General features: G+C 35.5%; 26 protein-coding genes and 1 tRNA gene. 3 read left to right on the top strand and 24 right to left on the bottom strand.

Annotated features, from left to right (window positions below; translation table 11 throughout):
• Positions 1–8 precede the first annotated feature (8 nt).
• The 4 genes from AQ616_RS09335 to AQ616_RS09320 form a co-directional block, all read right to left on the bottom strand.
• A complete protein-coding gene (locus AQ616_RS09335) occupies positions 9–1,010 on the bottom strand; it encodes an ABC transporter permease (protein ID WP_017797639.1) in 1,002 nt (333 codons plus the stop codon).
• A 508-nt stretch (positions 1,011–1,518) separates the two neighbouring features.
• The gene (locus tag AQ616_RS09330) at positions 1,519–3,183 is read right to left on the bottom strand and encodes an ABC transporter substrate-binding protein (protein WP_017797640.1); all 1,665 of its coding nucleotides are present in this window, start codon (positions 3,181–3,183) and stop codon (positions 1,519–1,521) included.
• Positions 3,180–4,202 (bottom strand): ABC transporter ATP-binding protein, encoded by a 1,023-nt coding sequence (locus AQ616_RS09325; protein ID WP_017797641.1) that lies wholly within the window; start codon positions 4,200–4,202, stop codon positions 3,180–3,182. The genes AQ616_RS09330 and AQ616_RS09325 overlap by 4 nt, the downstream gene beginning before the upstream one ends.
• Complete coding sequence (locus tag AQ616_RS09320) at positions 4,168–5,193, bottom strand: ABC transporter ATP-binding protein (protein ID WP_069685615.1); 1,026 nt, start codon at positions 5,191–5,193, stop codon at positions 4,168–4,170. Before AQ616_RS09320 ends, AQ616_RS09325 begins: the two co-directional genes overlap by 35 nt.
• 183 nt (positions 5,194–5,376) lie before the next feature.
• Here AQ616_RS09320 and AQ616_RS09315 point away from each other — a divergent pair, with 183 nt between their 5' ends.
• Positions 5,377–5,769 (top strand): reverse transcriptase-like protein, encoded by a 393-nt coding sequence (locus AQ616_RS09315; RefSeq protein WP_017797643.1) that lies wholly within the window; start codon positions 5,377–5,379, stop codon positions 5,767–5,769.
• 64 nt (positions 5,770–5,833) lie between these two features.
• Positions 5,834–6,385 (top strand): shikimate kinase, encoded by a 552-nt coding sequence (locus AQ616_RS09310; RefSeq protein ID WP_017797644.1) that lies wholly within the window; start codon positions 5,834–5,836, stop codon positions 6,383–6,385.
• A 286-nt stretch (positions 6,386–6,671) separates the two neighbouring features.
• Here the strand turns inward: AQ616_RS09310 and AQ616_RS19205 are convergent, their stop codons facing one another.
• The 4 genes from AQ616_RS19205 to AQ616_RS09290 form a co-directional block, all read right to left on the bottom strand.
• Positions 6,672–7,895 carry a collagen-like domain-containing protein gene (locus AQ616_RS19205; RefSeq protein WP_084822455.1) on the bottom strand — a complete coding sequence of 408 codons (1,224 nt, stop codon included), beginning with the start codon at positions 7,893–7,895 and terminating at the stop codon, positions 6,672–6,674.
• 480 nt (positions 7,896–8,375) lie between these two features.
• Complete coding sequence (locus AQ616_RS09300; protein WP_017797647.1) at positions 8,376–8,588, bottom strand: hypothetical protein; 213 nt, start codon at positions 8,586–8,588, stop codon at positions 8,376–8,378.
• 251 nt (positions 8,589–8,839) lie between these two features.
• The gene (locus AQ616_RS09295; RefSeq protein WP_069685614.1) at positions 8,840–9,202 is read right to left on the bottom strand and encodes a hypothetical protein; all 363 of its coding nucleotides are present in this window, start codon (positions 9,200–9,202) and stop codon (positions 8,840–8,842) included.
• Between the two features lie 404 nt (positions 9,203–9,606).
• Positions 9,607–9,682 (bottom strand) — tRNA-Arg (locus AQ616_RS09290).
• A gap of 240 nt (positions 9,683–9,922) precedes the next feature.
• On the opposite strand from AQ616_RS09290, the gene clpP reads away from it, so the two are divergent.
• Positions 9,923–10,504, top strand: coding sequence for an ATP-dependent Clp endopeptidase proteolytic subunit ClpP (clpP, locus tag AQ616_RS09285; protein WP_017797649.1), 582 nt, complete (start codon positions 9,923–9,925; stop codon positions 10,502–10,504).
• 18 nt (positions 10,505–10,522) lie between these two features.
• On the opposite strand, the gene AQ616_RS20195 is transcribed toward clpP, so the two are convergent.
• From AQ616_RS20195 to AQ616_RS09210, 16 genes are all read right to left on the bottom strand, one after another.
• On the bottom strand, positions 10,523–10,639 hold the full coding sequence (locus AQ616_RS20195) for a glycosyl-4,4'-diaponeurosporenoate acyltransferase CrtO family protein (protein ID WP_353048071.1): 117 nt from the start codon (positions 10,637–10,639) through the stop codon (positions 10,523–10,525).
• Positions 10,640–10,674: 35 nt separating this feature from the next.
• Positions 10,675–11,334, bottom strand: a complete 660-nt coding sequence (locus tag AQ616_RS09280) for a hypothetical protein (RefSeq protein ID WP_069685613.1) — start codon at positions 11,332–11,334, stop codon at positions 10,675–10,677.
• 37 nt (positions 11,335–11,371) lie between these two features.
• Positions 11,372–12,106: an alpha/beta hydrolase gene (locus tag AQ616_RS09275; protein ID WP_069685612.1), complete on the bottom strand. Its 735-nt coding sequence runs from the start codon at positions 12,104–12,106 to the stop codon at positions 11,372–11,374.
• A 196-nt stretch (positions 12,107–12,302) separates the two neighbouring features.
• Positions 12,303–12,878: a TetR/AcrR family transcriptional regulator gene (locus tag AQ616_RS09270; RefSeq protein WP_017797652.1), complete on the bottom strand. Its 576-nt coding sequence runs from the start codon at positions 12,876–12,878 to the stop codon at positions 12,303–12,305.
• A 167-nt stretch (positions 12,879–13,045) separates the two neighbouring features.
• A complete protein-coding gene (locus AQ616_RS09265) occupies positions 13,046–13,306 on the bottom strand; it encodes an HPr family phosphocarrier protein (RefSeq protein ID WP_017797653.1) in 261 nt (86 codons plus the stop codon).
• Between the two features lie 145 nt (positions 13,307–13,451).
• Positions 13,452–14,396, bottom strand: a complete 945-nt coding sequence (whiA, locus tag AQ616_RS09260) for a DNA-binding protein WhiA (protein WP_069685611.1) — start codon at positions 14,394–14,396, stop codon at positions 13,452–13,454.
• Positions 14,397–14,431: 35 nt separating this feature from the next.
• The gene (locus AQ616_RS09255; protein WP_017797655.1) at positions 14,432–15,385 is read right to left on the bottom strand and encodes a gluconeogenesis factor YvcK family protein; all 954 of its coding nucleotides are present in this window, start codon (positions 15,383–15,385) and stop codon (positions 14,432–14,434) included.
• Between the two features lies 1 nt (position 15,386).
• Positions 15,387–16,268, bottom strand: a complete 882-nt coding sequence (gene rapZ, locus AQ616_RS09250; protein ID WP_017797656.1) for an RNase adapter RapZ — start codon at positions 16,266–16,268, stop codon at positions 15,387–15,389.
• 301 nt (positions 16,269–16,569) lie between these two features.
• Complete coding sequence (trxB, locus tag AQ616_RS09245; protein ID WP_017797657.1) at positions 16,570–17,523, bottom strand: thioredoxin-disulfide reductase; 954 nt, start codon at positions 17,521–17,523, stop codon at positions 16,570–16,572.
• A gap of 82 nt (positions 17,524–17,605) precedes the next feature.
• Positions 17,606–18,595, bottom strand: coding sequence for a tetratricopeptide repeat protein (locus AQ616_RS09240; protein WP_069685610.1), 990 nt, complete (start codon positions 18,593–18,595; stop codon positions 17,606–17,608).
• 507 nt (positions 18,596–19,102) lie between these two features.
• Positions 19,103–20,764, bottom strand: a complete 1,662-nt coding sequence (locus tag AQ616_RS09235) for a glycerol-3-phosphate dehydrogenase/oxidase (RefSeq protein WP_069685609.1) — start codon at positions 20,762–20,764, stop codon at positions 19,103–19,105.
• A 198-nt stretch (positions 20,765–20,962) separates the two neighbouring features.
• Positions 20,963–21,349, bottom strand: a complete 387-nt coding sequence (gene dhaM, locus AQ616_RS09230; RefSeq protein WP_069685608.1) for a dihydroxyacetone kinase phosphoryl donor subunit DhaM — start codon at positions 21,347–21,349, stop codon at positions 20,963–20,965.
• A gap of 5 nt (positions 21,350–21,354) precedes the next feature.
• Entirely contained in the window at positions 21,355–21,972 is a 618-nt protein-coding gene (dhaL, locus tag AQ616_RS09225) for a dihydroxyacetone kinase subunit DhaL (RefSeq protein ID WP_069685607.1), read from the bottom strand.
• A gap of 17 nt (positions 21,973–21,989) precedes the next feature.
• Entirely contained in the window at positions 21,990–22,982 is a 993-nt protein-coding gene (gene dhaK / locus AQ616_RS09220) for a dihydroxyacetone kinase subunit DhaK (protein ID WP_069685606.1), read from the bottom strand.
• Between the two features lie 238 nt (positions 22,983–23,220).
• A complete protein-coding gene (gene glpK / locus AQ616_RS09215; RefSeq protein WP_017797664.1) occupies positions 23,221–24,723 on the bottom strand; it encodes a glycerol kinase GlpK in 1,503 nt (500 codons plus the stop codon).
• A 12-nt stretch (positions 24,724–24,735) separates the two neighbouring features.
• A complete protein-coding gene (locus tag AQ616_RS09210) occupies positions 24,736–25,566 on the bottom strand; it encodes an MIP/aquaporin family protein (protein WP_017797665.1) in 831 nt (276 codons plus the stop codon).
• Positions 25,567–25,597 lie beyond the last annotated feature (31 nt).

Below are 25,597 nucleotides of genomic sequence, written 5' to 3'. Positions count from 1 at the left end.
CATCCCCCTTAATAATTAATCCTTGGATCGATTTTCTTATACAGAATATCTACAATTAGATTAATGATGACAAACAAAAATGCAATTACTAAAATACCCGATTGTATAACAGGATAATCTCGGAAACTAATTGCTTCATACACATATCTTCCTATTCCAGGCCAACTAAATATAGTTTCTGTTAATATTGCTCCACCTAATAACACTCCGGTTTGTAGTCCAATAACAGTAATTACAGGGATAATCGCATTTTTTAATGCATGTTTATAAACGACTAAAAATTGTCCTGAACCTTTTGCTCTTACTGTTCTAATATAATCCGATTTCATTACTTCTAACATACTCGATCTGGTCATTCGAGCAATAATTGCCATTGGTATAGTTCCTAAAGCAATACTAGGTAACACTAAATGCTTTAAAATAGTTAATGTACGTTGAAAATCAAGGTGTATTAATGAATCAAGAACATAGAAATGAGTTATGGCGGCTATTGGATCTCTTGGGTTCTGCCTACTATTTGCAGGTAACCATCCGAGTTCTTGTGCAAATACCCATTGTTCCATAAGCGCTAGCCAAAATACTGGCATTGATACCCCTATTAATGCAAACAACATTGCAAGAAAATCAAACCAGGAGTTTTGCTTCCAAGCACTAATAATTCCTGCATTTACTCCGATTACAATCGCAAAAAGCATGGCAAAAAGAGTCAGTTCAAATGTAGCAGCGATATATGGCCAAATTTCGTTTGAAATATCTGCCTTAGTACGTAATGACGTACCTAAATCTCCTTGTACCAAATCACCAAGATAGCGAGTATACTGTACAAGATAAGGTTCATTTAATCCCATAGATTCTTCTAGACTCTTAATTGATTGTTCCGTAGCTGTTTCTCCTAGAATAACCTTAGCTGGATTACCAGGAATTAAATGAACAATGGAAAAGGTTATAATCGTCATCCCGAGCAAAACTGGTATGAGCATTAATAATCTACGACCTATGTATGCTAGCATTTCATCACCTCAGACTATAATGGTTTTCAGTTTGTTCTAAGTATTAAAGGTCCATAGATAATCAAAATAGATGGATATTATTTTTTCTCCCTTATTCCTGCAGTTATTTAGCAAACACAAAACCCCATATGTCTACTTCCTATATCTCCAACTAAATGAAAATGGTAGAGTGCTTGTTCGAATCTAAACATTTTACGTTTATATAGTAAGGAAAAGAGATTGAGACAAAAGTATATACCCAAATAAATACCGAATGAATTTGTTTATAATCCGCCTCAGTAATATACTTTGCTTATCCAACGGCAGCTGGTGAGCGCCCGGATGCTTATGCATCGGGGTCTCGCCTTTGCCTCACTCCCATAGGACAAGGAAGACCTCGACAGCATTGCATCGCACGTAGAAAATCGATTTTTGATTTTCAAGGAGTCTCCGTATATTTCTTACGGTTAATTTAATGATCATTCGTCTTTTTGACCAAAACTTATCGTTGTGTCCCAACCTCTTTCCTTTATTCTCCTAACTGTACTTCTGCTAACGATTCACTCGTTGATGGGTGAGGTACATAATTTTGTACATTTGATGAAATAGCCATGACTGGTGTTGAGTGTACAAGTGTCACCATTGGTGCATCTTCAGATATTAGTTCTTGTGCCTGCATGTATAAATCAGCACGTTCTTCTTGATCAACAGCACGTTTAGCCTGATTCAGTAAATCATCCACTTCAGTGTTTTCATAGAACGTATTATTACTACTTCCTATATTTGTACTATGCAATAAGCTACTTAGGAAGTAATCTGGATCACCATTTGTACCAGACCACCCTAAAATGTACATTTGGTGTTCTCCTTGTTCTGTTAACTCTAAATACGGAGCCCATTCGTGTGAGGTAATTGTTAATTCAATACCTACTTCAGATAAATTTTCTTGTACAATTTGAGCCACTGTTTCAGGATCTGGCATGTAAGGACGAGCAGTTGGAGAAATCATTAATTCAATTTCAAGACCATCTGCATATCCCGCTTCTTCTAACAATTCTCTCGCCCGATCTGGATTATATTCATACCCCTCTACCCCATCGTTATATCCCAGATAACTTGGTGGCAGTGGATTCTTTGCTGTAGTTGCATAACCTGCATATAATGCATCAGCGATTGCTTGTTTATCGATCGCATAGCTAATCGCTTGTCTCACTTCTTTTTGATCAACTGGTTCTTTTTGGGTATGGAATCCTACATATCCAAAGTTATTTTCTCCACGAGTTAATAATTCAATTCCTTCTTCCCCTTCTAGACCAGCAGCATCATCTGGATTTAATCCATCCATCATATCAATTTCACCTGACTGTAAAGCAATTAAACGTGCTGAATTATCAGGTATCACTTGGAAAATAACTTGATCTAGCTTAGGTTGATCCTCAACTCGATAATCTTCAAACTTGTCTAATACTATGGAGTCATTTTTACTCCAACTATTAAATTTAAACGGTCCCGTACCCACTGGGTTTTCAGTAATATCTGGGCCATATTCCTCTAATGCAGCAGGAGAAGTTATCGCAAAATAAGACATCGCTAGATTTTGTAAGAAGAATCCTAATGGTTCTTTTAATACGAACTCAATTTCATGATCACTTACAGCATTAATTTCGTCTATTACATGTCCTTCATCACCTTCAAACCCACCAAACATTGTTCCGTAAATATTGTACACAAATCCTTCATCAGTAAATGCATACTCATGATTTGGGTCTGCCCAGCGTTCAAAATTCGTTTTTACAGCTTCAGCATTAAAATCTGTTCCATCATGGAAAGTAACCCCCTCTTCTAAATAGAAGGTGTATGTGAGACCATCTTCTGATATATCCCAATCATGTGCTAAACCTGGTTTTATCTCGAACGAATCTTTATCAAAATCAAGTAAACTTTCTAGAATTTGTCTGGTTACTCTTGAGGATTCTCCATCGGTTGTACTTCCAGGATCTAAGCTCTCGGAATCTCCACCTCTGGCAAATACAAGCACTTGATCTTCAGAAGCTGAAGCATCAGATCCATTATCTTCTGTCCCTGCACTATCATCTGCAGCATCTTCCGGATTTGCTCCACCATCACCAGAACATGCAGCCATTATCAATACCACAAGCGTAAGTATTAACAAAATCAGATATTTCTTTTTCATACTAGTTCCCCCTCTTTTTGTTTTGATAAATGTTGTTGCTCATCATTATATAAATGACATGCTACAACATGATTATCCTCAACTGGTAAAAACTCTGGTAATTCTTTTTTACAGATGTCCATTGCCACGGGACATCTTGTATGGAATGGACAGCCACTAGGTGGATCTTGTGGACTTGGAACGTCTCCTTCTAAAATGATCCTCTCTCGCTGAATATCGGGATCAGGATCTGGCACAGCAGATAACAACGCTTGAGTGTACGGGTGTTTCGCATTATCGTATAATTGGTCTTTAGGTGCAATCTCTACCATTTTCCCTAAATACATCACACCTACACGATCACTAATATGCTTTACTACACTTAAATCATGGGCTATAAATATGTACGTCAGCTGGAATTCATCACGAAGATTCTCCATTAAATTTAATACTTGAGATTGTACGGAAACATCCAGTGCAGATACAGGTTCATCACATATTATTAGTTTTGGATTATTAGCAAGTGCTCGTGCAATCCCGATACGCTGCCTCTGTCCACCGCTAAATTGGTGCGGGTAACGTGAAGCATGATAGGAACTAAGCCCAACAACTTCTAATAATTCTTTTATCCTTTCTTTTCTTTCCGCTTTTTTTGCATCGGTATGAATCATTAATGGTTCATTAATGATTTTCTCCACAGTATGTCTAGGATTTAATGATGCATAAGGATCTTGAAAAATAATCTGCATATCCTTCCTCAATAACCTCATTTGCTCAGCGTTCAGTTTCGTAATATCATTTCCTTGAAAAAGAACTTCTCCTTCAGTCGGTTCGATTAATCGTAAAATTGATTTCCCGGTTGTTGATTTACCACAACCTGACTCACCAACTATTCCTAAAATCTCCCCAGGATATACTTCAAAGCTTACATTATCAACTGCTTTCACTTCTCCTACCGAGCGTCCCAAGACGCCACCTTTAACAGGAAAGTATTTCTTAAGATTTCTAACCTCCAAGAGGGGTTGATTGTCTTGAATCATTTGGCAGAGCTCCCCCTTCTTTTTCATCTTGAAGAAAACATCTACTAGTTCTACCTTCACCAATATCATATAAATCTGGGTTCTCTTTAAAGCAACGCTCATAAGCAAATTCACATCTAGGTGCGAACCTGCATCCAACATGATTAAGATTTGGTTTAGCAACTGTTCCTGGTATAGAATATAATTGCTGTTCTTTTTTCCGTAGATATGGTAGAGAGCGGATAAGTCCTTTAGTATAAGGATGCTTCGGATCTTTTAATACTTCGCGCTTTGTTCCTTGTTCAACGACTTGTCCAGAATACATCACTACTACACGATCACATATATCAGCTACTACCCCTAAATCATGCGTAATTAATAAAATTGCTGTACCTTGTTCATCATTCAAGCTTTTCATTAAGTCTAGAATTTGTGCTTGAATCGTTACATCCAATGCTGTTGTTGGTTCATCCGCTATCAATAAATCTGGATTACAAGCCATTGACATGGCAATCATAACTCTTTGTCTCATACCTCCAGAAAGTTGATGCGGATATTCATTAACAATAGATTCTGCTCTTGCTATACCTACTAATTTAAGCATTTCTACAGATTTCTCAATTGCCTTTTTCTTTTTCATCTTATGGTGTAAACGAATTGCTTCACACATCTGATTACCAATCGTAAATAATGGATTCAAAGAAGTCATCGGCTCTTGAAATATCATCGAAATTTCATTACCACGTATTTTCTTCATTTTTTTCTCTGTTGTCTTTGTTAAATCTACCCCTTTAAACATAATCTCCCCTTCCACAATTTCTCCTGGAGGGTTAGGTACTAATTTCATTATTGATAGCGATGTTACACTTTTCCCGGAACCAGATTCACCTACAATGCCAACTACCTCTCCTTTTTTTATTTGCAAACTCACACGATCGACAGCGGGAACCTTTTCCTTCTTCGTCGTAAAGTGTGTACTGAGATTCTTTAATTCAAGAATAACTTCAGACAAAGATTCTCCCCCTTTTTAATTTTCTATATTGAACAGAGTTTCTTATAATATACTGAAAATTATTTAAAATTGCAACATATATATTATTTAGTATGTTACTAAAATTTTGTACTATTTTATTTTTATTAGAAATTCTTATATACTGAGATAGTGTTTTTAAGTTTACAATTTGAGGTGTTCATATTGATTGAGGTATATACAGATGGAGCAACATTAGGAAATCCCGGCGTTGGCGGGGCGGGAATTTATATAAAAGTTGGTAAACAAAGTTATCAATATTCCATTCCACTTCCAACCATGTCAAATCATGAAGCAGAATTCCATGCGATTATTCATGGATTAGAAATATGTAAGAAACATTTTCCTAATGAGATATTGTCGTTTCGTACAGATTCCAAAGTTGCAGCGGACTCAATTGAAAAAGGATATACTAAAAATAAAATGTTTCAATCTTTCTTACGTACAATAAATCAAATTTCATCAGAGTTTCCATTCTTCTTCATCAAATGGATTCCAGAAAAGCAAAATTATCATGCGGATAAACTCGCAAAAAAAGCCATTCAGGATCACTCATAAAATTCGTGCAAACTATCATATATTCCATTATACTAGCGTAAAGATCGTATGTAGGAGGAACAACATGGGGAAGTTTCCATTAAGAGAACAAAGTATAGTTTTAATAGGTTTTATGGGAGTTGGAAAAACTACTATCGGTAAAACCGTAGCAAAGAAATTATTCCGTGATTTTATAGACATAGATGAAAAAATCGAAAAAAGATTTGAGATGCCAGCCAAAGATATTTTTCGACTATATGGAGAAGAAACATTCCGTAAAGCGGAAAAAGATATTATATCTGAAATATGTCAACAGCGACTCAAAGTTGTATCTTTAGGCGGAGGGGCATTTTTACAAAAAGAAATACAAGATATATGTCTAAATTCTAGTATTATATTTTATCTGGATTTATCTTGGGAACGTTGGAAAGACCGTATCGAACTATTAATGGAAAGTCGACCTGTACTTCAAGGTAAGACGATGAAGGAAATGAAACAATTATATGAAGACAGAAGACCAATATATGAGCAACATCATTCAAGAATAGATACCGACTACCATGAGATAGAAGAAGTTGCCGATTATATCGTCGAATCTTTAAAATTAGCATGGGATATATATGAACCTACTTCATGAGAAAAAAGAAGAGCTAATGCCAAATAAAGCGGTTATTGCTCTTTTTTATATTGCATGAATCTTATCGCAAAAGCGCTATATACCTGAATAATAGTGAAGGTTCAATCCTACTATCAGTCCACTTGGATTTATGAAGCAAATGAAAAATACTTATGTAATTTCAAATAAAATCGAGATTAATAGAGCGAATCCTCCACTAACCATTAAGGGAACGTTAGTAGAGAGATGACAGTACATCTCTCTCTATATATTCTTATAAAACACATTATGAAAATGATATCTATCACTATTCTGCAGCTAACCAAGGTGTTAATTGTAGTGACACATCACTCGTATTAATTACTTGACCTACATTAAAATTGGTTAAATTTTGAGACCTGAAGTTAATTGGTGCTACTTCTTGAACACTCCCAAATCCAGCTACTTTTCCGGCTATCGCTGAACCATTGACTTGATTATATATTGCTAAATAATAGCTTGAATCATCATTTAAGACAATTGATGAAAGTAATGGTAATGTTATTAACCCACTTGACACGGTTGTAACTACATCCGTGATAGCTATGACAGTAGTCGTAATATTCGTATCCGGCTCCAAAATGGCCATTTGAAAATCTCCAGTTGCAGCTCCATTTTGAATTATATACACCGTCATTTCCGTGACTGTTATTTCTTCTTGTATAAATACTAATGCTCCTAAAGCTTGATTATTTCCTCCACCTTGGTCAAACGATATCTCTGAGTCAACGGTCCCTAGTGTTGTAGTTTGAACAAAAAAAGGAGTTGCCCCCGTTGGACCTGCTTCTCCCGTTGCTCCTGCTGGACCTGCTTCTCCTGTTGCTCCCGTTGGGCCTGCTTCTCCCGTTGCTCCCGTTGGACCTGCTTCTCCTGTTGCTCCCGTTGGACCTGCTTCTCCTGTTGCTCCCGTTGGGCCTGCTTCTCCCTTTGCTCCCGTTGGACCTGCTTCTCCTGTTGCTCCTGCTGGACCTGCTTCTCCTGTTGCTCCCGTTGGGCCTGCTTCTCCCTTTGCTCCCGTTGGACCTGCTTCTCCCGTTGCTCCCGTTTGGCCTGCTTCTCCTGTTGCTCCTGTTGGGCCTGCTTCTCCCGTTGCTCCTGCTGGGCCTGCTTCTCCCGTTGGGCCTGCTTCTCCCGTTGCTCCCGTTGGGCCTGCTTCTCCCGTTGCTCCCGTGGGACCTGCTTCTCCTGTTGCTCCCGTTGGGCCTGCTTCTCCCGTTGCTCCCGTTGGGCCTGCTTCTCCCGTTGCTCCCGTTGGGCCTGCTTCTCCCGTTGCTCCCGTTGGGCCTGCTTCTCCCGTTGCTCCGGTTGGGCCTGCTTCTCCTGTAGAGCCAGTTACTCCATTTGCTTCATTACCACAATTAATGATAATTTGTGGATTACAATAATCTTTTACACAAGTACATTTTTTACAATACTTATCTTTATTGTGACAAATAAATTGCGAATCATTATTAACCGGATATTTACATCTTTTACTAAAGTATCTACTCATAACACATTAGCACACCTTCCATTCCCAAAAATCTATATATATTAATTAATAGTATTAAGAATAGTAATTCTCGTATAAACAGATGTCATATATTTTTATAAGTTTATAAAATAAAAAATCAAAAAATCCCTCAGTTGAGAAATTATCTTGACGGAAATATTGTTTATTTACTAGGTAGTTTCTCTCTCATCGTTTCGGCCTTTGCTGAAAATACTAAGAAAAACTTGGATTTACAGAAGAAATAAGGAAACGATTGATTAAAGGGAAATTTATTGTGTATAAAATTCAAATAGTAAGAGATAAAGTCGAAGCATTTCATTTCATTCAGAGGATACAGATGAAATGACATTTGAATCTTACCAAGAAGCGGAAGTCTATAAACTTAAAGCTGAGAAAAATTGCTCGTTATCAGATAAATTCAAATTACAAATTGAAAAGGATAAATTAATATAGTCCTTTTGTTAAAGTAAAATAAAGCCCTCACTGGGAGGGCTCTGTTTTAGTAATATCTGTTACAACAATAACAGAATTTCTTCTTACTACACTTTCTATGATAGTTATCATCTCGATATCTATCATGAAATCGATTATCATAGTTGTCATTTTCTCTAAAACAACCACAATGATTCTCTTTTTTCTTGTAGCAGTGACATTTACAACATTTTTTGTGTTTCTTTCTACACTTATCATCATAATAACACATAGTTTTATCACTCCTTTCATAATCAACATACGCAATTAATAAAAAGGAGATTGGACAAATCTAATAGTAGATAACACATTTTATTTAAAGCCCTCGCTAGGAAGGCTTTTTTAATTTTAAATTCCCTGCATTAAGCCTACGTTAATTTTCCTTCTTCTATTTGCCTAACCTGTTAATTTCGCAAAAGAAAAGGCCTCCTTTAAGAGACCAATAAATCAATATTTTTAGTAGTACCTGTTCTTTATCTAACATTAAAGCTAATAGTACCACTAGATGTTACCGTTCCGGTAACTACATCTCCATAGTATGTCCCAGGTAACATGTTGGTAAAAGTTCTGGTCAAGCTTGGCTGCCTTAATGGACCAAACCCAGTACAATTTCCGGATGCTGCATTGCATAAACGAACCATTGGGTCTCCAGTAAAGTTCAACTTCCTTACAGTCACCTTAACGTCTGCACCTCCAGATGGAACTACTAATTGTCCATCCCACTGCCCATCTTTTGTTTTAAATTTGTATGGTCTGAATGTTTTCAAAAGAGTCGGATCATCTATAGCGGTGACTTCAGAAGCATATGATGTGTTTCCAAATAAAAAAGCGGACATAGCAATTACTAGAACTAAAGACGTTTACGATAACGGCTCTATCATCCCAGTATTAGCAGTATTGTACCCACACAATGAATGGGCAATAATTTCTACATACGCTTGACCTTTACTCCCTCCAAACTTTTTCTTTAATCCAAAGTGTGATGCAATAGCTTTTGCTAAGTCTTTTCTGTTTTAATACGCTACTACAACGCATCTTTTAATGTCAGTCGTTGACTCCATAAATCCATCCTCAATAAGAATCGCAGACATTGCTAATTCAAGTAACATATGAAAAATTAAATTTCGAAATATTATTTCGAAACACGAAGGTTCGCAATTCGTTTGCATCAAGTATTTTTCAAATAAAAAAGACAAGGGAAGTATTTTCTTACTCCCTTGTCATTATTGCTTTTGAGTGATGCGCCCGGAGGGATTCGAACCCCCGGCAAACCTGGTACCGGAAACCAGTGCTCTATCCAACTGAGCTACGGGCGCAAATATAAAATTTTGAAGACACATCCATTATTATACAAGCGTTCTTAGAGAGAAACAAGGATTTTTTAATGCTTTTATAAAAAAAGGAATACGTTTATAATTAAATAAATGGGGAATCATGGAAATGGTTATTAATTAGTTAAACTTTTCGTTTGACCTTTATTGACCAATGAGCTATGATAAGTTTATACACATTCCATGGAAGAACTATTTCACTTGGAAATTAAAGGAGGATGTATGATGAATTTAGTACCTACAGTTATTGAACAAACTAACCGTGGAGAGCGCGCATATGATATTTACTCTCGTTTACTTAAAGATCGTATTATCTTATTAGGAAGCGGCATTGATGATAATGTCTCGAATTCTATTGTAGCACAGCTACTTTTCTTAGAAGCCGAAGACCCAGATAAAGATATCTCCTTATATATTAATTCACCTGGTGGATCAATTACGGCTGGGATGGCAATTTATGATACAATGAATTTCATTAAACCTAACGTATCCACTATTTGTATCGGTATGGCAGCATCTATGGGTGCTTTCCTACTTACAGCTGGTGAAAAAGGTAAACGATTTGCTTTACCAAATAGTGAAATCATGATTCACCAACCATTAGGTGGTACACAAGGTCAAGCAACTGATATTGAAATTCATGCAAAACGTATTATTGATATTAAACGTCGTATGAATGAAATCATGGCTGAGAAGACAGGTCAACCTCTTGAGGTTATTGAGCGTGATACAGAACGTGATAATTTCATGACAGCTGATCAGTCTGTTGAATATGGCTTGATAGATAAAATTCTAGAACGTAAATAGTCATAAAAAATGTTGAGCTTACTCAAGCTCAACATTTTTTATGTCCTTTAAAATTAATATTCTTTGCAGCCGCCCACGGTTATATCGTTGAAGAATAATTATAGGGAAATTAAACAAACAAGCATATAATACCATTTAATAAAAGTAACTAATTATATCTATATCCAAATTTATGTGTATAAATCTCTTTCTAAATGTTGCTTTGTTAGCATTAAAAATATAATTAATATTACTTCAAATCCATTTGTGATTGCTCCACTATCAATAGGAAATGATACGATACTACCAATTGTCATTAAACTAGCCCCAACTAACAACCATACCCATTTGTCAAATATCCATAAAAGCACACCTGTCAATAGAAGTATAAGGGTAACAATTAAAATCATTATAGGTGGTCCAGAAGAAGTTTCTATAGGTACATAACGTAAAACACCAAATTCCCACTGTGGTTGTAACATTAAATTTATTAGTTCGGTTTGTACTTCAACTGCAATTAACAAAACTGTGATTAATGTAGCTCCATATAGAGCAGTTTTTCTTATGGAAATATATTTAGACCCTTCTAAAGCTCCAATACAGTATAAAACTAATGTTGGTGTTAAAAATGCATGACTCCAGTAACGAAGGTAATTTAGGTTTTCTAATAAAGCTCCTTCTCCTATGAATCTACCTATTGCAACAATTGCATTATCTACTATAAGTCCAACAATAACTAAATAAATAAATGACCGACGTGAAAAATAGGAATCGATCTTTTTTTGATTTAAAGAAAAGATTAATATACCAATATAAATTAGTGTATAGATAAAGTATAAATAACTATCCATTTATTTCCCTCCTTACATTGGTTTATAGATTATGTAACTATTCATTATTTACCCAATCTAAAATAGACTCTATGACGATGTGTTGCTGCTCAACTACCGAAATTGTCGCCTCACCATCACCCTTTTGTTTACCATAAACACCAAATTGAGAGTGATTTCCTCCCCTTATCTCTTTCATTACCGTGTTATCAGATAGTAAATTACCCGTTTCATCTATTTTATCGAGTGTAGTAAGGCCATCTTTATCTGCAAACAAAGATAAGGTTGATATGGAAGAGTTACTGAAATCATTATTATCACTTGGAAAAGAACCCAAGAAAAAAACACCTGTGATTATATCTGAATGTTCTTTTGCATAGCTTGATGCAGCAACGCCGCCTAATGAATGACCTCCAATAAACCAATCTTCCACAGTAGCATATTTATCAATGATTTCTTCCGCTTTATCAACTTCTAAAATCGGTAAATTTAATCGAACATTAGGTATTGCTACTAAATATCCACGTTTAGATAATTCTTGACCGTAATAGCTGTATGCTTCTGGCTCTACTTTAGCTCCTGGATATATTATGATTCCACCTTTAGTTTGTCCTTCTCCCTTTGAGTCAAAGACTAGCCAATCTTCGAAATATGTTATCTCATCTTCATCCACTAATTTAGTTAATGTACTAGATGGCGAATAGGTTTGTTGAGTCCAATAATAAAAGGCTAAACCGCTTACGATAATTAATAAAAGCAATACTAGTAAAATAATTTTTGATACTTTTTTCATATAAATCTCTCTTTCACTGTTATTAAAAGCTAATTTCTTTATAACACAATGAGGTTTACTTATCAATTGATAAGTAAACCTCATAAAAAAAGAGATTAAGGCAAAAGTTATTAACTAGATGAATTCAAATTTGAAATCTAAAAGCTCTCTTCTAAATTAAATATTTGGTCTGCCTTAACCTCTTAAGATTTATATACTATGAATTTACAGTACCGTGAAGGATAAAATCAACAAGCAAATCATACTGAGTGGATAATGAATGAGTGTTATTAGTCCAAGTTGATATTGTTTGTCCCATCGTTAACAAACAAAATCTTGCAGCTTCTTCGGGGGCAATATGTTTTCTTAGTTTACCTCTCTCTTTCAATTCTTCAAATACGTTAATAAAAGGTTCTAAGTATGCTCCTCTCCACAATAAATAAATTTTATGTTTGTTCTCATGTTTAAATTCAACGGAAATATCATGAACCATTATCATAATACTAGTAGGATGTTCATCCGCTAAGATTTCCAGCATTAATCGCAGTCGTTGTTCCAAAGGTTCATCAGATATCACATTTAATTTAGATTTAATTCTCTTTACAAATCTTGTTAACATTGCAATATATAATGATTCCTTATCTGGGTAATGATAATATAATGCAGGCTGAGATATCTTACATTTAGCTGAGATTTCACGAGTAGTAACAGAGCGATACCCTTTCTTCATAAACAATTCTTCAGCAAACTGTAAAATTCGTTCTTTTGAATCTTCATCTTTATTGCGAGGCATTTTTAATCTTACTCCTTTAAAATTGATATACTTTATTTTATCTAGAACGTTTGTGTATTTTAAAGGAGACTGTATATCATATACATAAAATCAGCTACCATTAACCTTTCATATTGGTAATATAGTAGCCTTTTAAAGATATAGTAACTATCTACAAAATTGATATTTTAATCTTCTTCGTTATATACATATTTTTCTAAATGTTTTATTGCTGTATCCTCATCAGGTCCCTCAGCAATCAATTTTATTTTTTCTCCTTTTGTAATCGCTAAACTCATTAATCCCATTATACTTTTAGCATTTATTTTCTTATCATCTTTTTCCAAAAAGATATGGGATGAAAAACGATTTGCTTCTTGAACAAATTGTGCTGCCGGTCTAGCTTGTAATCCGGTTTCTAATTCAACCGTTACAAATTTTTCTACCAATACTCTCATCCTCCCCTAAAATTCGAAAACGCTATCATATGTTTTCTGATAGAGAATCCTCTATCAGAAAATCACTTAATTAAATTATAAATATTATGAAATTAATCGTATTATATCATAATACTCTATTTACCGCATTACTTGTCTAAGATAAGGTTTCTCCTCGTTTAATCTTTTCAGCGAACTCATCGATTTTTTTCAGTCGGTGGTTCACACCAGATTTTGAGATCGTACCACTGGTCACCAGTTCACCTAGTTCTTTTAATGAAACATCTTCATACTGAATCCGAAGTTTTGCTATTTCTTGTAATTTATCAGGCAATTGATCCAGTCCAACGGTTCGCTCTATTAATTTTATGTTTTCAATCTGTCGAAAGGCCGCTCCTATTGTTTTATTCAAGTTAGCTGTTTCACAATTCACAAGTCGATTAACAGAATTTCTCATATCTCTAACAATTCGTACGTCTTCAAATTTAAATAATGCTTTATGTGCTCCAATTATACTTAGGAATTCCGTAATCTTTTCCGCTTCCTTCATATATACGATGTAGCCATTTTTTCGTTCTAATAATCGCGCATGAAGGCCATACGAGTTCAGTAATTTCTGTAAGGATTCAGCATGCTCCTCATAATAATTAAAGATTTCTAAATGATAGGAAGATGTTTCAGGATTATTCATCGATCCTCCTGCTAAAAAAGCCCCTCTTAAATAAGACTTTTGACAGCATTCTTTTTCCAAGTACTTATTTGAGATTGTCCGAACAATTGTATATTGGTTTTCAATTAAATCTAGATCTTCTAAAAGTAATTGTACTTCCTCTTTTAATCGTACAATATAAACATTATTCTTTTTTAATTTCATTTTTTTACGGACGAGTAATTCCACTGCTATCGAATAGTTCTCCTTAATCAATGTATAGATGCGTCTCGCTATTGCTGCATTCTCAGTCTGAACATCTAGAGAATAGCCTTGGCGTGAAATAGAAATTGCTCCGTTCATCCTGACCAAGGCTGCAAGTTCTGCTAGTTGACAACACTTGTCTGATTCTATCGCTGTCAATTCTTTTTTAATTTCCGATGCGAAAGACATGTTACTCCCCCCTTTTTCTATCATATTCAAATCAACTAAACAAAATCAAATAGTAAAGATGCTATCTTTTCATTATCATGTCGTAAAGTTCCATTTGATTCAGCTAAAATATTCCCAGCAATTACATGTAAGCCCATCTTGTTTAATCTTTTTTCATCAAACGTTACTGGTGTTGCGTTCTCACTTTTGTACAGAGCCTGAATTTTATCTGGAATTATCTTATTATGAACAACTATTGCATCTATACATGGTTCACCAATATGATCATGAATAGCTTTTACATGGTCAGCAGCTGAGTAATTCGTTGTTTCACCGTCCTGTGTCATTGCATTACATACGTAGACTACTTTTGCTTTTGAAGAAGCGATTGCTTCTTTTACTTGTGGAACAATTAAATTAGGCATTATCGAAGTGTATAAACTACCAGGAGAAATCACTATAAGATCCGCGGATTTAATTGCTCTAACAGCATTTGGCAATGGCTTAACAGGCTGAGGTTCAAGAAATACTCTCTTTATTTTCTTTTGAGCTAGTGGAATATTTGACTCTCCTGATACAATTTCTCCGTCTACCATTTCTGCGTGTAAAGACATATTTTCATTGGATATTGGATAGATTTTTCCTTTTACGTTTAAAACTCGGGAAATTTCTTTAATTCCATTGTTAAAGTTGCCAGTAACTGAAGTCATTGCCGCTAACAAAAGATTCCCCATAGAATGCCCGGACAATCCATTTCCTTGTGTAAAACGATGTTGGAATAACTCTAATAGCATTGGTTCAGCATCAGAAAGTGCAGCAATCACATTCCGAATATCTCCTGGTGCAGGTATTTCCATTTCGTTACGAATTCTACCAGTGCTACCACCGTCATCCGCTACAGTAACAATTGCTGTTAAATCAATAGGTAGTTTTTTCAAACCTCTTAATAATACAGGCATTCCTGTTCCTCCACCAATTGCTACTACTTTTGGATTGCTTACTGTCCCCATATTATAAAACCTTCCTTTTATCTATATCACGATGGCTAACATGAGTTGTATAATCATTACTTAACATCTTAGAGAAATGCTCTGATAATGCTACAGAACGATGCTGTCCACCTGTACAACCAATTGCTACTACAAGTTGTGATTTTCCTTCTTTTTTATATTGAGGGAGCATAAATTTAAGTAAATCTGTGACTTTATCAATAAATGTTTGTGTGTCCGTCCATTTGAATACATATGAAGATACATCTGGATTTAATCCCGTTAGCGGCTGTAAGTTCGCGACATAATGAGGGTTTGGTAAGAATCTCACATCAAATACGAGGTCGGCATCAATAGGAAGCCCATACTTAAAACCAAAAGATAAAAAGTGTACGGAAAATACTTCTTGCTTTTCTTCTTTATACACTTTCAATATTTTCTCTCGTAAATTTCTCGGCTTTAAATTTGTTGTATCAATAATTCGTTGAGCTCTTCCTCTAAGTTCGTCCAAGATTTCTCTTTCCTGTTTTATTCCATCTAATGGCAAACCATCGGTAGCTAACGGGTGAGAACGTCTTGTCTCTTTGTAGCGTGTTACTAAAGCTTCGTCTTTTGCATCTAAAAATAAAATGTGACCTTCAAGCCAATTCTCTTTCGCTAAAACATCTAGGGCTTCAAAAAGTGAATCAAAAAATTCTCTGCCACGTAGATCCATGACTAATGCAACCTTTTGAATATTATTTGTTGCATCTCTCATCAATTCTAAAAATTTTGGAAGTAATGCAGGAGGTAAATTATCAACGCAATAATATCCTAAATCCTCAAAGCTCTGGATAGCCACTGTTTTCCCTGCACCTGACATTCCAGTAATGATTACGAGCTTCGTTTCTTGTTCTTGACTCAATATCCTCGCCCCTTTATTACTTTCGTTTATATAGATTAGGTATTTAAATTTTTAACTCTACTTATATTATACAATGAAGCAATTCACCACAACAAGCAATTAAAAGAACTTCGAATACACGACAAAACAGGACAAGTTATAGCAAAAAAAAGCACAGGTTATAACAACCTGTGCAAAATAACTAATCTATCTATTAAAAGGGGGTCAATTAGTTATTTATAGTGTACCCCATAAATGTTTCGTGCGTATTACAACAGGATTAAAAAGTAGTTACTATTGGTAAATTTTTCTATAAATTACTTTAAGATTGCTTACTTTTTAACTTTTCTTCTAAATCTTCGACATATTTTATTGCAGCCTCTGCAGCAATGCTTCCATCTCCAGTTGCTGTAACAATTTGTCGAAGTTCTTTGTCTCGAATATCCCCAGCAGCAAAAATTCCAGGAATTGATGTTTCCATATTTTCATTCGTTGCAATATATCCCTCATCATTGGTAATTCCTAATGAAAGAAATGCTTCATTTAATGGAACCATTCCGATATAAATGAAAACACCATCTGCATCAAAATCATTTACTTCATTTGTTTTTGTGTTTTTTAATGTGACACTACTTACTTTTCCATCAGTGCCATTAATGGTTTCTGCAACAGTATCCCAAATAAAATCAATTTTTTCATTATCAAAGGCACGATCTTGTATTATTTTTTGCGCACGAAGGTTATCTCTGCGATGCACTATAGTCACTTTATTGGCAAACCGTGTAAGATAAATACCTTCTTCAACTGCTGAATCGCCTCCACCAATTACTACAAGATTACGATTCTTAAAGAATGCACCATCACATACTGCACAATATGATACACCTCTACCGCTAAGTGATTCTTCACCTTCGATACCTAGCTTTTTATATTGAGCTCCAGTTGCAATAATTAAAGCACGAGTATGATACTCTTTATTCCCTGCTTTTATTAACTTATAATCACCGTGATCTTCTACTTCTTTGATATCACCATATGCATATTCAGCACCAAATTTTTTGGCATGTTCAAACATTTTATTAGATAAATCCGGACCTAATATATTATCAAAACCTGGGTAGTTCTCTACGTCTTCTGTATTAGCCATTTGACCACCAGGTATTCCTCTTTCTAACATTAATGTCTCTAGATTTGCACGTGATGCATATACTGCTGCTGTCATTCCTGCTGGACCTGCTCCAGCAATAATAACATCATACATTTTTTGTTCGGACATATAAATCGCCCCCGTATTCTATTTAATTCCAACATCTAGTTTAATTAATCGATTGTTTTACGTCTATCTTTTTGCTCATTACTTATTTATTATTCCAAGGACCTTCTTCATCAGATAATCGTGGATGTTTTTTGCAGCCTTCTTCCCAAATATCCAGGGCTTTTCCTGGATCTCCACAATTATATGCACAAATGCTATACCATTTATAATATGATAGATGAGTTTTCACTGGTTCTTTTGCAAGTTGTTTAAATCTATTATACGCTTCTTCTGAATTCCCCGTTCGTGCCAATGTTACTGCAACACGCAGTTTTTGCTGCACATGTATTGGATATATATTTAGTAATGCCTGAATATGCTTTTCATATGCAGGGTTCTTTTGTTCATAATAAAATAAAGCTAAATTCATATGGCTGTACAAAGAATTTGGATCTTCTTCCAAAATATCCTTCTCAATCTTAATAGCTTCATTTTGCTTTCCTGTATAAAAAATCGCTTGTGCGTAATCATGTTTTGCTAAAATATGATCTGGGAACAAATCAATCATTTCTTCAATAATGGGAATAGCTTTTGTCCATTCACTATTTTCCATATGATAAAATGCGGTTTCTTGATAAATGAGTAATTCATCTTCATCCTCTAAATCCAAGTCATCAATATCTTCATCGATTTGAATTAATTCAAGTAATCTATTCGCATCCTCACTAAAATCTCCGTCTGGTTCTTTATCTAAATAGAACTGAGCATATTTTCTTGCATCATACAACAGACCAAGATGGGCGTAATTATTTGCAATCAAATAATAGCAATCTATATAATCACTAGATTGCAAGACTTCGGTTAATAATTGATTCGCTTTATGATAAGATCCTACTTCGGTATATATAATAGATAATTGGCATTTATATAAAGGTTCTTTAGGTTTTTGTTCCATGGCTTTCTTCATCCATTTAATAGCGATGTCGAATTTACGTTTTTTAAACGCTTCAACACCTTTTGTATAATAAAAATCTCCTTCAGGGATAAAAGGGATCACCTTATTATATTCAGCTTTTTTACCTTTAGATTGCATGTGTATCCCCCTATTTTCTAAACATTCGTCCAAAGTATATCACACTATATATGATATCACCATAGTGTCTACTCACATTGCAAAATTTGTTCGAATTTTAGAAGCTAAATCATTAAACTCTCAAGTAAAGAGATTGAGATAAAAGCATTCCCACAAAAGATAATCCCAATGATTGGCTTTTGAATACCCGCTTCAGCAATATACTCCGATTATCCTTAGGCAACTGGTGAGCCTCCGGATGCTCTGCGTTCCGGGGTCTCGCCTAGACCTAATCTCCGTATATTTCTTAGGCTTATTCTAGCTATTATCCATCTTTTGAATGCTAATTTTTGTTATATTCCAACCCGTTACCTCTATTATATGATAAAAAGCACCTCCTAATCGCCGTTACAGCTTCACGACTTTGGAGATGCTTTCTTTACTCTATTTAATAGGTAGAAACTTAAACAGAAGTCTTCAACTGCATCAGTAATTAATGTGCAGTTATACCATTTACTTTAAGAAGCATTATTTAGCAGGATGAGTTGTTTCGTATAACAATTCTTTTAGTTGCGTTGTATATTCATTATACTGCTCATCTGTATATTGTAATTTCTCTTTCATATATGGAATTACTTTATCCATATGTGCTTCTACCCAAGGGCGCTGGAAGAATAATGCACCAGTTCGACGTATAAAGAAGTCTACAGGTTTGTATGCAAGTTCGTACTCTATTGCATATACCAATTCAGTAAATACGGTATGGTCAATATTATACTTGTTTGCTTCTTCTTTTTGGTTTTTATAGATATCTAATACAATTTCTATATTTGAACCATAACGTTGGATCAATTGAAGCGCTTCTTCTTCTGAAAGACCTAATTGAACAGCTTCTTTTAGTTTATCTTTTTTGTAAGCTTCAAATCCTTTAGATCCTCCAACATCTCCACCAGATATTGGTAAGTGCTTTGTTTGACTATCGGTATAAAGAATATTTTCTTCTTCTTTTAACTGTTTAGTTACTAAATCCACTGCGTGTTGAGCCATTTTTCGATATCCAGTTAATTTTCCACCTGCCATTGATAATAATCCAGAATCAGATTGGAATATCTCATCTTTACGTGAAATTTCACTTGGACTTGTCGCACCCTCTTGAGCAATTAATGGACGTAATCCTGCCCAACTTGATTCTACATCTTCTGGTTTTAACTGTAGAGAAGGGAACATATAAGCAATAGCTTTTAATAAATACTCACGATCATCCTCAGTCACAACTGGATGAGCAATATCACCTTCATAGGTTGTATCAGTTGTACCAACATACGTTTTTCCGTCGCGTGGAATGGCGAAAATCATACGCCCATCAGGTGAATCAAAGTATACTGCTTGTTGTAAAGGAAATGTTGTATGATCGAAAACAAGATGGACACCTTTTGTTAAGTGAAGCGTCTTACCTTTTTTAGAACCATCTAATTCACGTACATCATCAACCCATGGTCCACCAGCATTTATTATTTTTTTCGCATAAATTTTGTGTTGTTCACCTGTAATTAAATCTTCTGCAATAACACCAACCACTTTACTGTCTTCATAGATAAAGTTAACGGCTTTGGTGTAGTTTATAGCATGTATACCTTCTTCTACAGCTTTCTTCATAACTTCAATCGTTAAACGGGCGTCATCTGTTTTATATTCAACATAGTATCCGCCGCCGCGTAATTCATCTTGTTTTATTAATGGTTCACGTTCAATTACTTCTTTTGGTTTGAACATTACTCTACGTTCGTCTTTTTTAACACCTGCTAAAAAGTCATATACTCTTAATCCAATATTTGAAGTCAATGGTCCTAGTGTACTTCCTTTGTGGAATGGAAGTAGCATCCATTCAGGTGTCGTTACATGTGGACCATTTTCATAGACGATCGCTCTTTCTTTACCAACTTCAGCAACCATCTTCACTTCAAATTGTTGTAAATAACGCAGTCCACCGTGAACCAACTTAGTAGATCGACTTGACGTACCAGCTGCAAAGTCTTGCATTTCAATTAAGCCTGTATTTAACCCACGTGTTGTAGCGTCTAAGGAAATACCTGCTCCAGTAATACCTCCGCCAATCACTAGTAAGTCTAACTTTTCCTTTTGTAAAGCATCTAATGTATCTTTTCTTTTATAGCTTGAAAATTGATTCATTCTTATAACACTCCCCGTTTAATAGTTATTCTTATAATCACTTTACCCGTTTTTAATATAATCATGTAGAGAAAAAGAAAAAACCGCAAAATCACTGGTGTATACACTACCAGTAAATTGCGGTTTTCTCCTAAATTCTCCGTCCATCATTATTAACTTAATCTAAGCTTAACATACCTCTCGGGCAATGTACAGAGATTAATTCCGTTCTTTTGAAAAAGATTGAGTTACAGCTTCCATAATTGCCTGTTTTTCTTTCCCCATCCCAGCTTCAACTGCTGCCACATAGGCACCCTCGACTATTGGTGCCTCAATAAGTTCCACATTATCTACTTCGGTCATTTCTATTGCCATTTCTGCATTCATTTTTGCGCTACCAATATCATATAAAAGGAGAACTCCATCATCGTTGTTCGCCTTGTTAATTGCTCTGAGGATTTTATCAATACTTGTTCCAATCTCTCCCTCATCGGTCCCGCCTGCTACCTCAATAGAAACATCTTTCATTACTTGCTGTACTAACTCTTTTGTACCTTCTGCTATTTTTGCACTGTGCGAAATAAGCACAATCCCAACTTGTCCCATGTTATCTACGCTCCTTGTAAAGAAGTTGATAGTGCTGAGAATATATAATAAGAAGAGGCTGATCCAGGATCAATATTACCGATTGATTTTTCTTTAAAATAGGATGCTCTCCCTTTTGTAGCTTTTAAATCCTTGGTATTATTCATTGCTTGCTTTGCTGTTTCTTCAATTAAAGAAGGGTCAGTAATATCATTTTCACTAAATAACTGTACAACAGGATCCCAAACATCAATCATCGTTTTCTCACCTGAAGTTGCTTTTCCTCGCTGTTTAATCCCATCTAGGCCAGCTTGTAATCCATCTTTAATATCATTTACCTGAATTTCGCTTTTATTTTTCCAAGCCATCGATAATTTAAGGAAAGCAGTACCATAAAGTGGTCCAGCTGCCCCTCCCACCTTAGACATTAATGTCATCGCAACATCTTTTAACATATCTGATGGTGTCGAGTAGGATTGATCTTGAATCTTTGTTATAACTTCTTGAAAACCTCTTGCCATATTTATTCCATGATCGCTGTCACCAATAGCTTGGTCCAATTCTGTGAGATAGGACTTATTCTCTTGAATAAGTTGGTTTGATAAATTCATCCAATTTCTTATATCGTTTACCTGTAATTTCAATGAATATTCTCCTTTCTTTAGACGCGAAATGCTGTAGCTTCACTTTTTGCTTCTAAAAGTGATTTTAATTGATTGTCCACTTTTAATAGTGTAACCGAACACCCTGTCATTTCTAGGGATGTCATAAATTCACCTACATACGTACGAAAAACAGATAAATTATTGTCCTTAAGCAATTGATTCACATGTTGCTGTAGAATAAATAGCTCCATTTCTGGAGTTGCACCTAACCCATTAATCATCACTGCAACCTCATCACCTGATTGCAATTGAAGATCATCAAGTACTTTTTGGGTAAGCTCATTGGCAATATTTTCAGCTGATGTTATCGGTTTTCTCTCAATACCTGCTTCTCCATGAATTCCAATACCAATTTCCATTTCATTATCTTCTAATTGAAAACTTGGTTTACCTGCAGCAGGTACTGTACATGGAGTAAGTGCCATTCCCATCGATCTTACATGTGTAATTGTTTTTTCAGCAACTTCCTTTACTTCATTTAATGTCGCTCCTGTTTCAGCCATTGCTCCAGCAATTTTGTGCACAAACACTGTACCAGCTATTCCTCTACGACCGGTAGTAAAATCACTATCTTCTACAGCTACATCGTCATTAACAATAACTTGTTCTACCTTTATTCCCTCAGACTCGGCCAATTCACTCGCCATATCGAAGTTCATAACATCTCCTGTATAGTTTTTTACGATTAAAAGAACTCCATGCCCAGTGTCAACGGCTTTTATTGCTTCCAAGATTTGATCAGGAGTAGGTGAAGTAAATACTTCTCCTGCAACTGCTGCATCTAACATTCCTTTACCAACATATCCAGCATGGGCAGGTTCGTGGCCACTTCCTCCACCACTAACAAGACCAACTTTATTTGAAGATAATTCCTTACGTTTAATTACCATTGTTCCATCTATTTGTTCTAGTTTTTCTGGAAAAGCTTGTATCATCCCAGAGACCATATCCGATACAACATCATTTGGATTATTAATGATTTTTTTCATAAGTATTATCTCTCCTTTTTCATAATTTAGGAATAAAATTATAGCAACGGAATAGAAACTCGTGAGTTGGAGTATTCAGCAAGTCTTCTATATCGTAGGTCGCTTTCATGAAATCTCCTAGTATCTGTAGCCTACACTGGACAATTCTATCTACAAACGATATCAAGTCCATATTTATATACTTCTTTAATCTTTGTACAAGAAAACTGCCTCTTAATCGAGACAGTTCTCTTTTTTATTATGATTCAAATTTAAATGAACGAGTAGCTTCAACGGCCTTTTGCCATCCTTTATAAAGATGTGCACTTTCTTCTTCATCCATTTTATTTTCAAATGTCTTTTCATTTAACCATTGTTTTGCAATTTCATCTTTATCTTTCCAGAATCCTACTGCTAATCCTGCTAAATAAGCCGAACCAAGTGCAGTGGTTTCTTGAACGACAGGTCTTTCAACAGTTACACCTAGAATATCACTCTGGAACTGCATCAGTAAATTATTTTTAACTGCTCCGCCATCGACGCGCAATGTCTTCAAATCAATATCAGAATCCGCTAACATTGCATCCATGACATCTTTTGTTTGATATGCCAAAGATTCTAATGTTGCACGAACAAAATGTTCCTTCTTTGTCCCGCGAGTTAAGCCAAATACAGCTCCACGAGCATCACTATCCCAGTAAGGTGTGCCAAGACCAACAAACGCCGGTACCAAATACACACCATCTGTAGTCTCAACTTGCGATGCTAATTTTTCACTTTGTGGACTTGATTCAATAAGTCTTAATCCATCCCGAAGCCATTGGATTGCAGATCCAGCAACAAAAATACTACCTTCCAGTGCATACTCAACCTTACCATCTACTCCCCAAGCAAGCGTAGTAAGTAGCCCATGTTTAGAGCGTACCGGTTCTTCTCCTGTATTCATTAATAAGAAACAGCCAGTACCATACGTATTTTTAGCCATACCTTTATCGAAACAAGCTTGACCGAATAATGCAGCTTGCTGGTCACCAGCTACACCTGCAATAGGTATTTCTTCACCAAAGAAATGATAGGAAACAGTATGCGCATATACTTCAGAAGATGGTTTTACTTCAGGAAGCATACTTTTCGGCACATCCAATATTTCTAATAACTCATCATCCCATTTTAAATCATAAATATTAAACATTAATGTACGAGAGGCGTTGGAATAATCTGTTACGTGTGTTTTACCACCAGATAATCGATATATTAACCAACTATCAATTGTTCCAAATGATAAATCTCCAGCTTCTGCTTTTTCTCTAGCTCCATCTACATTGTCTAAAATCCATTTTACTTTTGTGCCAGAGAAATAAGGGTCAATTAACAATCCTGTCTTATGACGGATTGTATCTTCATATCCTTGTTCTTTTAATTCCTTACAAATGCTTTCCGTTTGACGAGATTGCCAAACAATGGCCTTATATATTGGTCTACCCGTATTCTTATCCCAAACTACCGTTGTTTCACGTTGATTGGTAATTCCAATTCCTTCAATTTGATTTGCTTCTATATCTGCTTTTCTTAATACATCAGCAATACAAGCTAATACAGACGTCCATATCTCATTTGCATCGTGTTCCACCCAACCTGGTTTTGGGAAGAATTGCTCAAATTCCTTTTGAGCAGATTCAACGATTTCACCCTTATGATTAAAAAGTATTGCGCGAGAGCTTGTTGTTCCTTGGTCAATGGACAAAATAAATTTTTCTGACATGACAAACTCCTCCTATCTTAATTTTTGATTCAATTTTTCAGCAGGATTTGAACCCGTTTTCAACTCACTCACTGCTGCTCCTATAAATAATATTAATACAAAAATAGTCATTACCCAAAACGGGAAGGTGTAATTAGCTAGAAAAACACTGTCATAAAACATTGCACCATAAACTCCACCAATAATTGGTCCTACTATTGGGATCCATGCATAACCCCAATCAGAACTACCTTTTCCTGGAATTGGTAAGATTGCATGTGCAATACGTGGTCCAAGGTCACGTGCCGGGTTAATTGCATAACCAGTTGTACCACCTAAAGACATACCGATAGCTGCAATAAGTGCACCGACAATTAACGGATTTAGACCTTCTGTAAAATCATTCGATCCAATAAACATTAATCCTAAAAGTAATGCAAATGTCCCAATCATTTCACTTATTAAATTTGAAAATGGACTACGAATTGCTGCTCCAGTTGCAAATACACCTAGTTTATCTTCTTTGCTCTCTGTTACTTTCCAATGCGGTAAGTAATTCAGGAAAACAATAATTGCACCGATAATTGCACCGATTACTTGGGCAAGAATATAAAGAGGAACTTTACTCCAAGGAAAATCTCCTACAGCCGCGAATCCAATAGTTACCGCTGGATTAATATGTGCTCCTGTAAAATTACCTACAGCATATACACCAAGGGCAACTGCTAATCCCCAACCAAGAGTAATAAGTACCCATCCTGTGCCTTCTGCTTTCGATTTTTTTAATACAACGCCTGCTACAACGCCGCCACCGAAGATGATAAGTATCATTGTACCTACTAACTCTGCCATGAACTCAGTCATACATACTACCTCCCTTTTAATCAAGTACCCT

The organism is Oceanobacillus sp. E9, assembly GCF_001741975.1.
Lineage (GTDB): Bacteria > Bacillota > Bacilli > Bacillales > Amphibacillaceae > Oceanobacillus > Oceanobacillus kimchii.
This window is presented reverse-complemented; position numbering and strand designations above follow the sequence as displayed.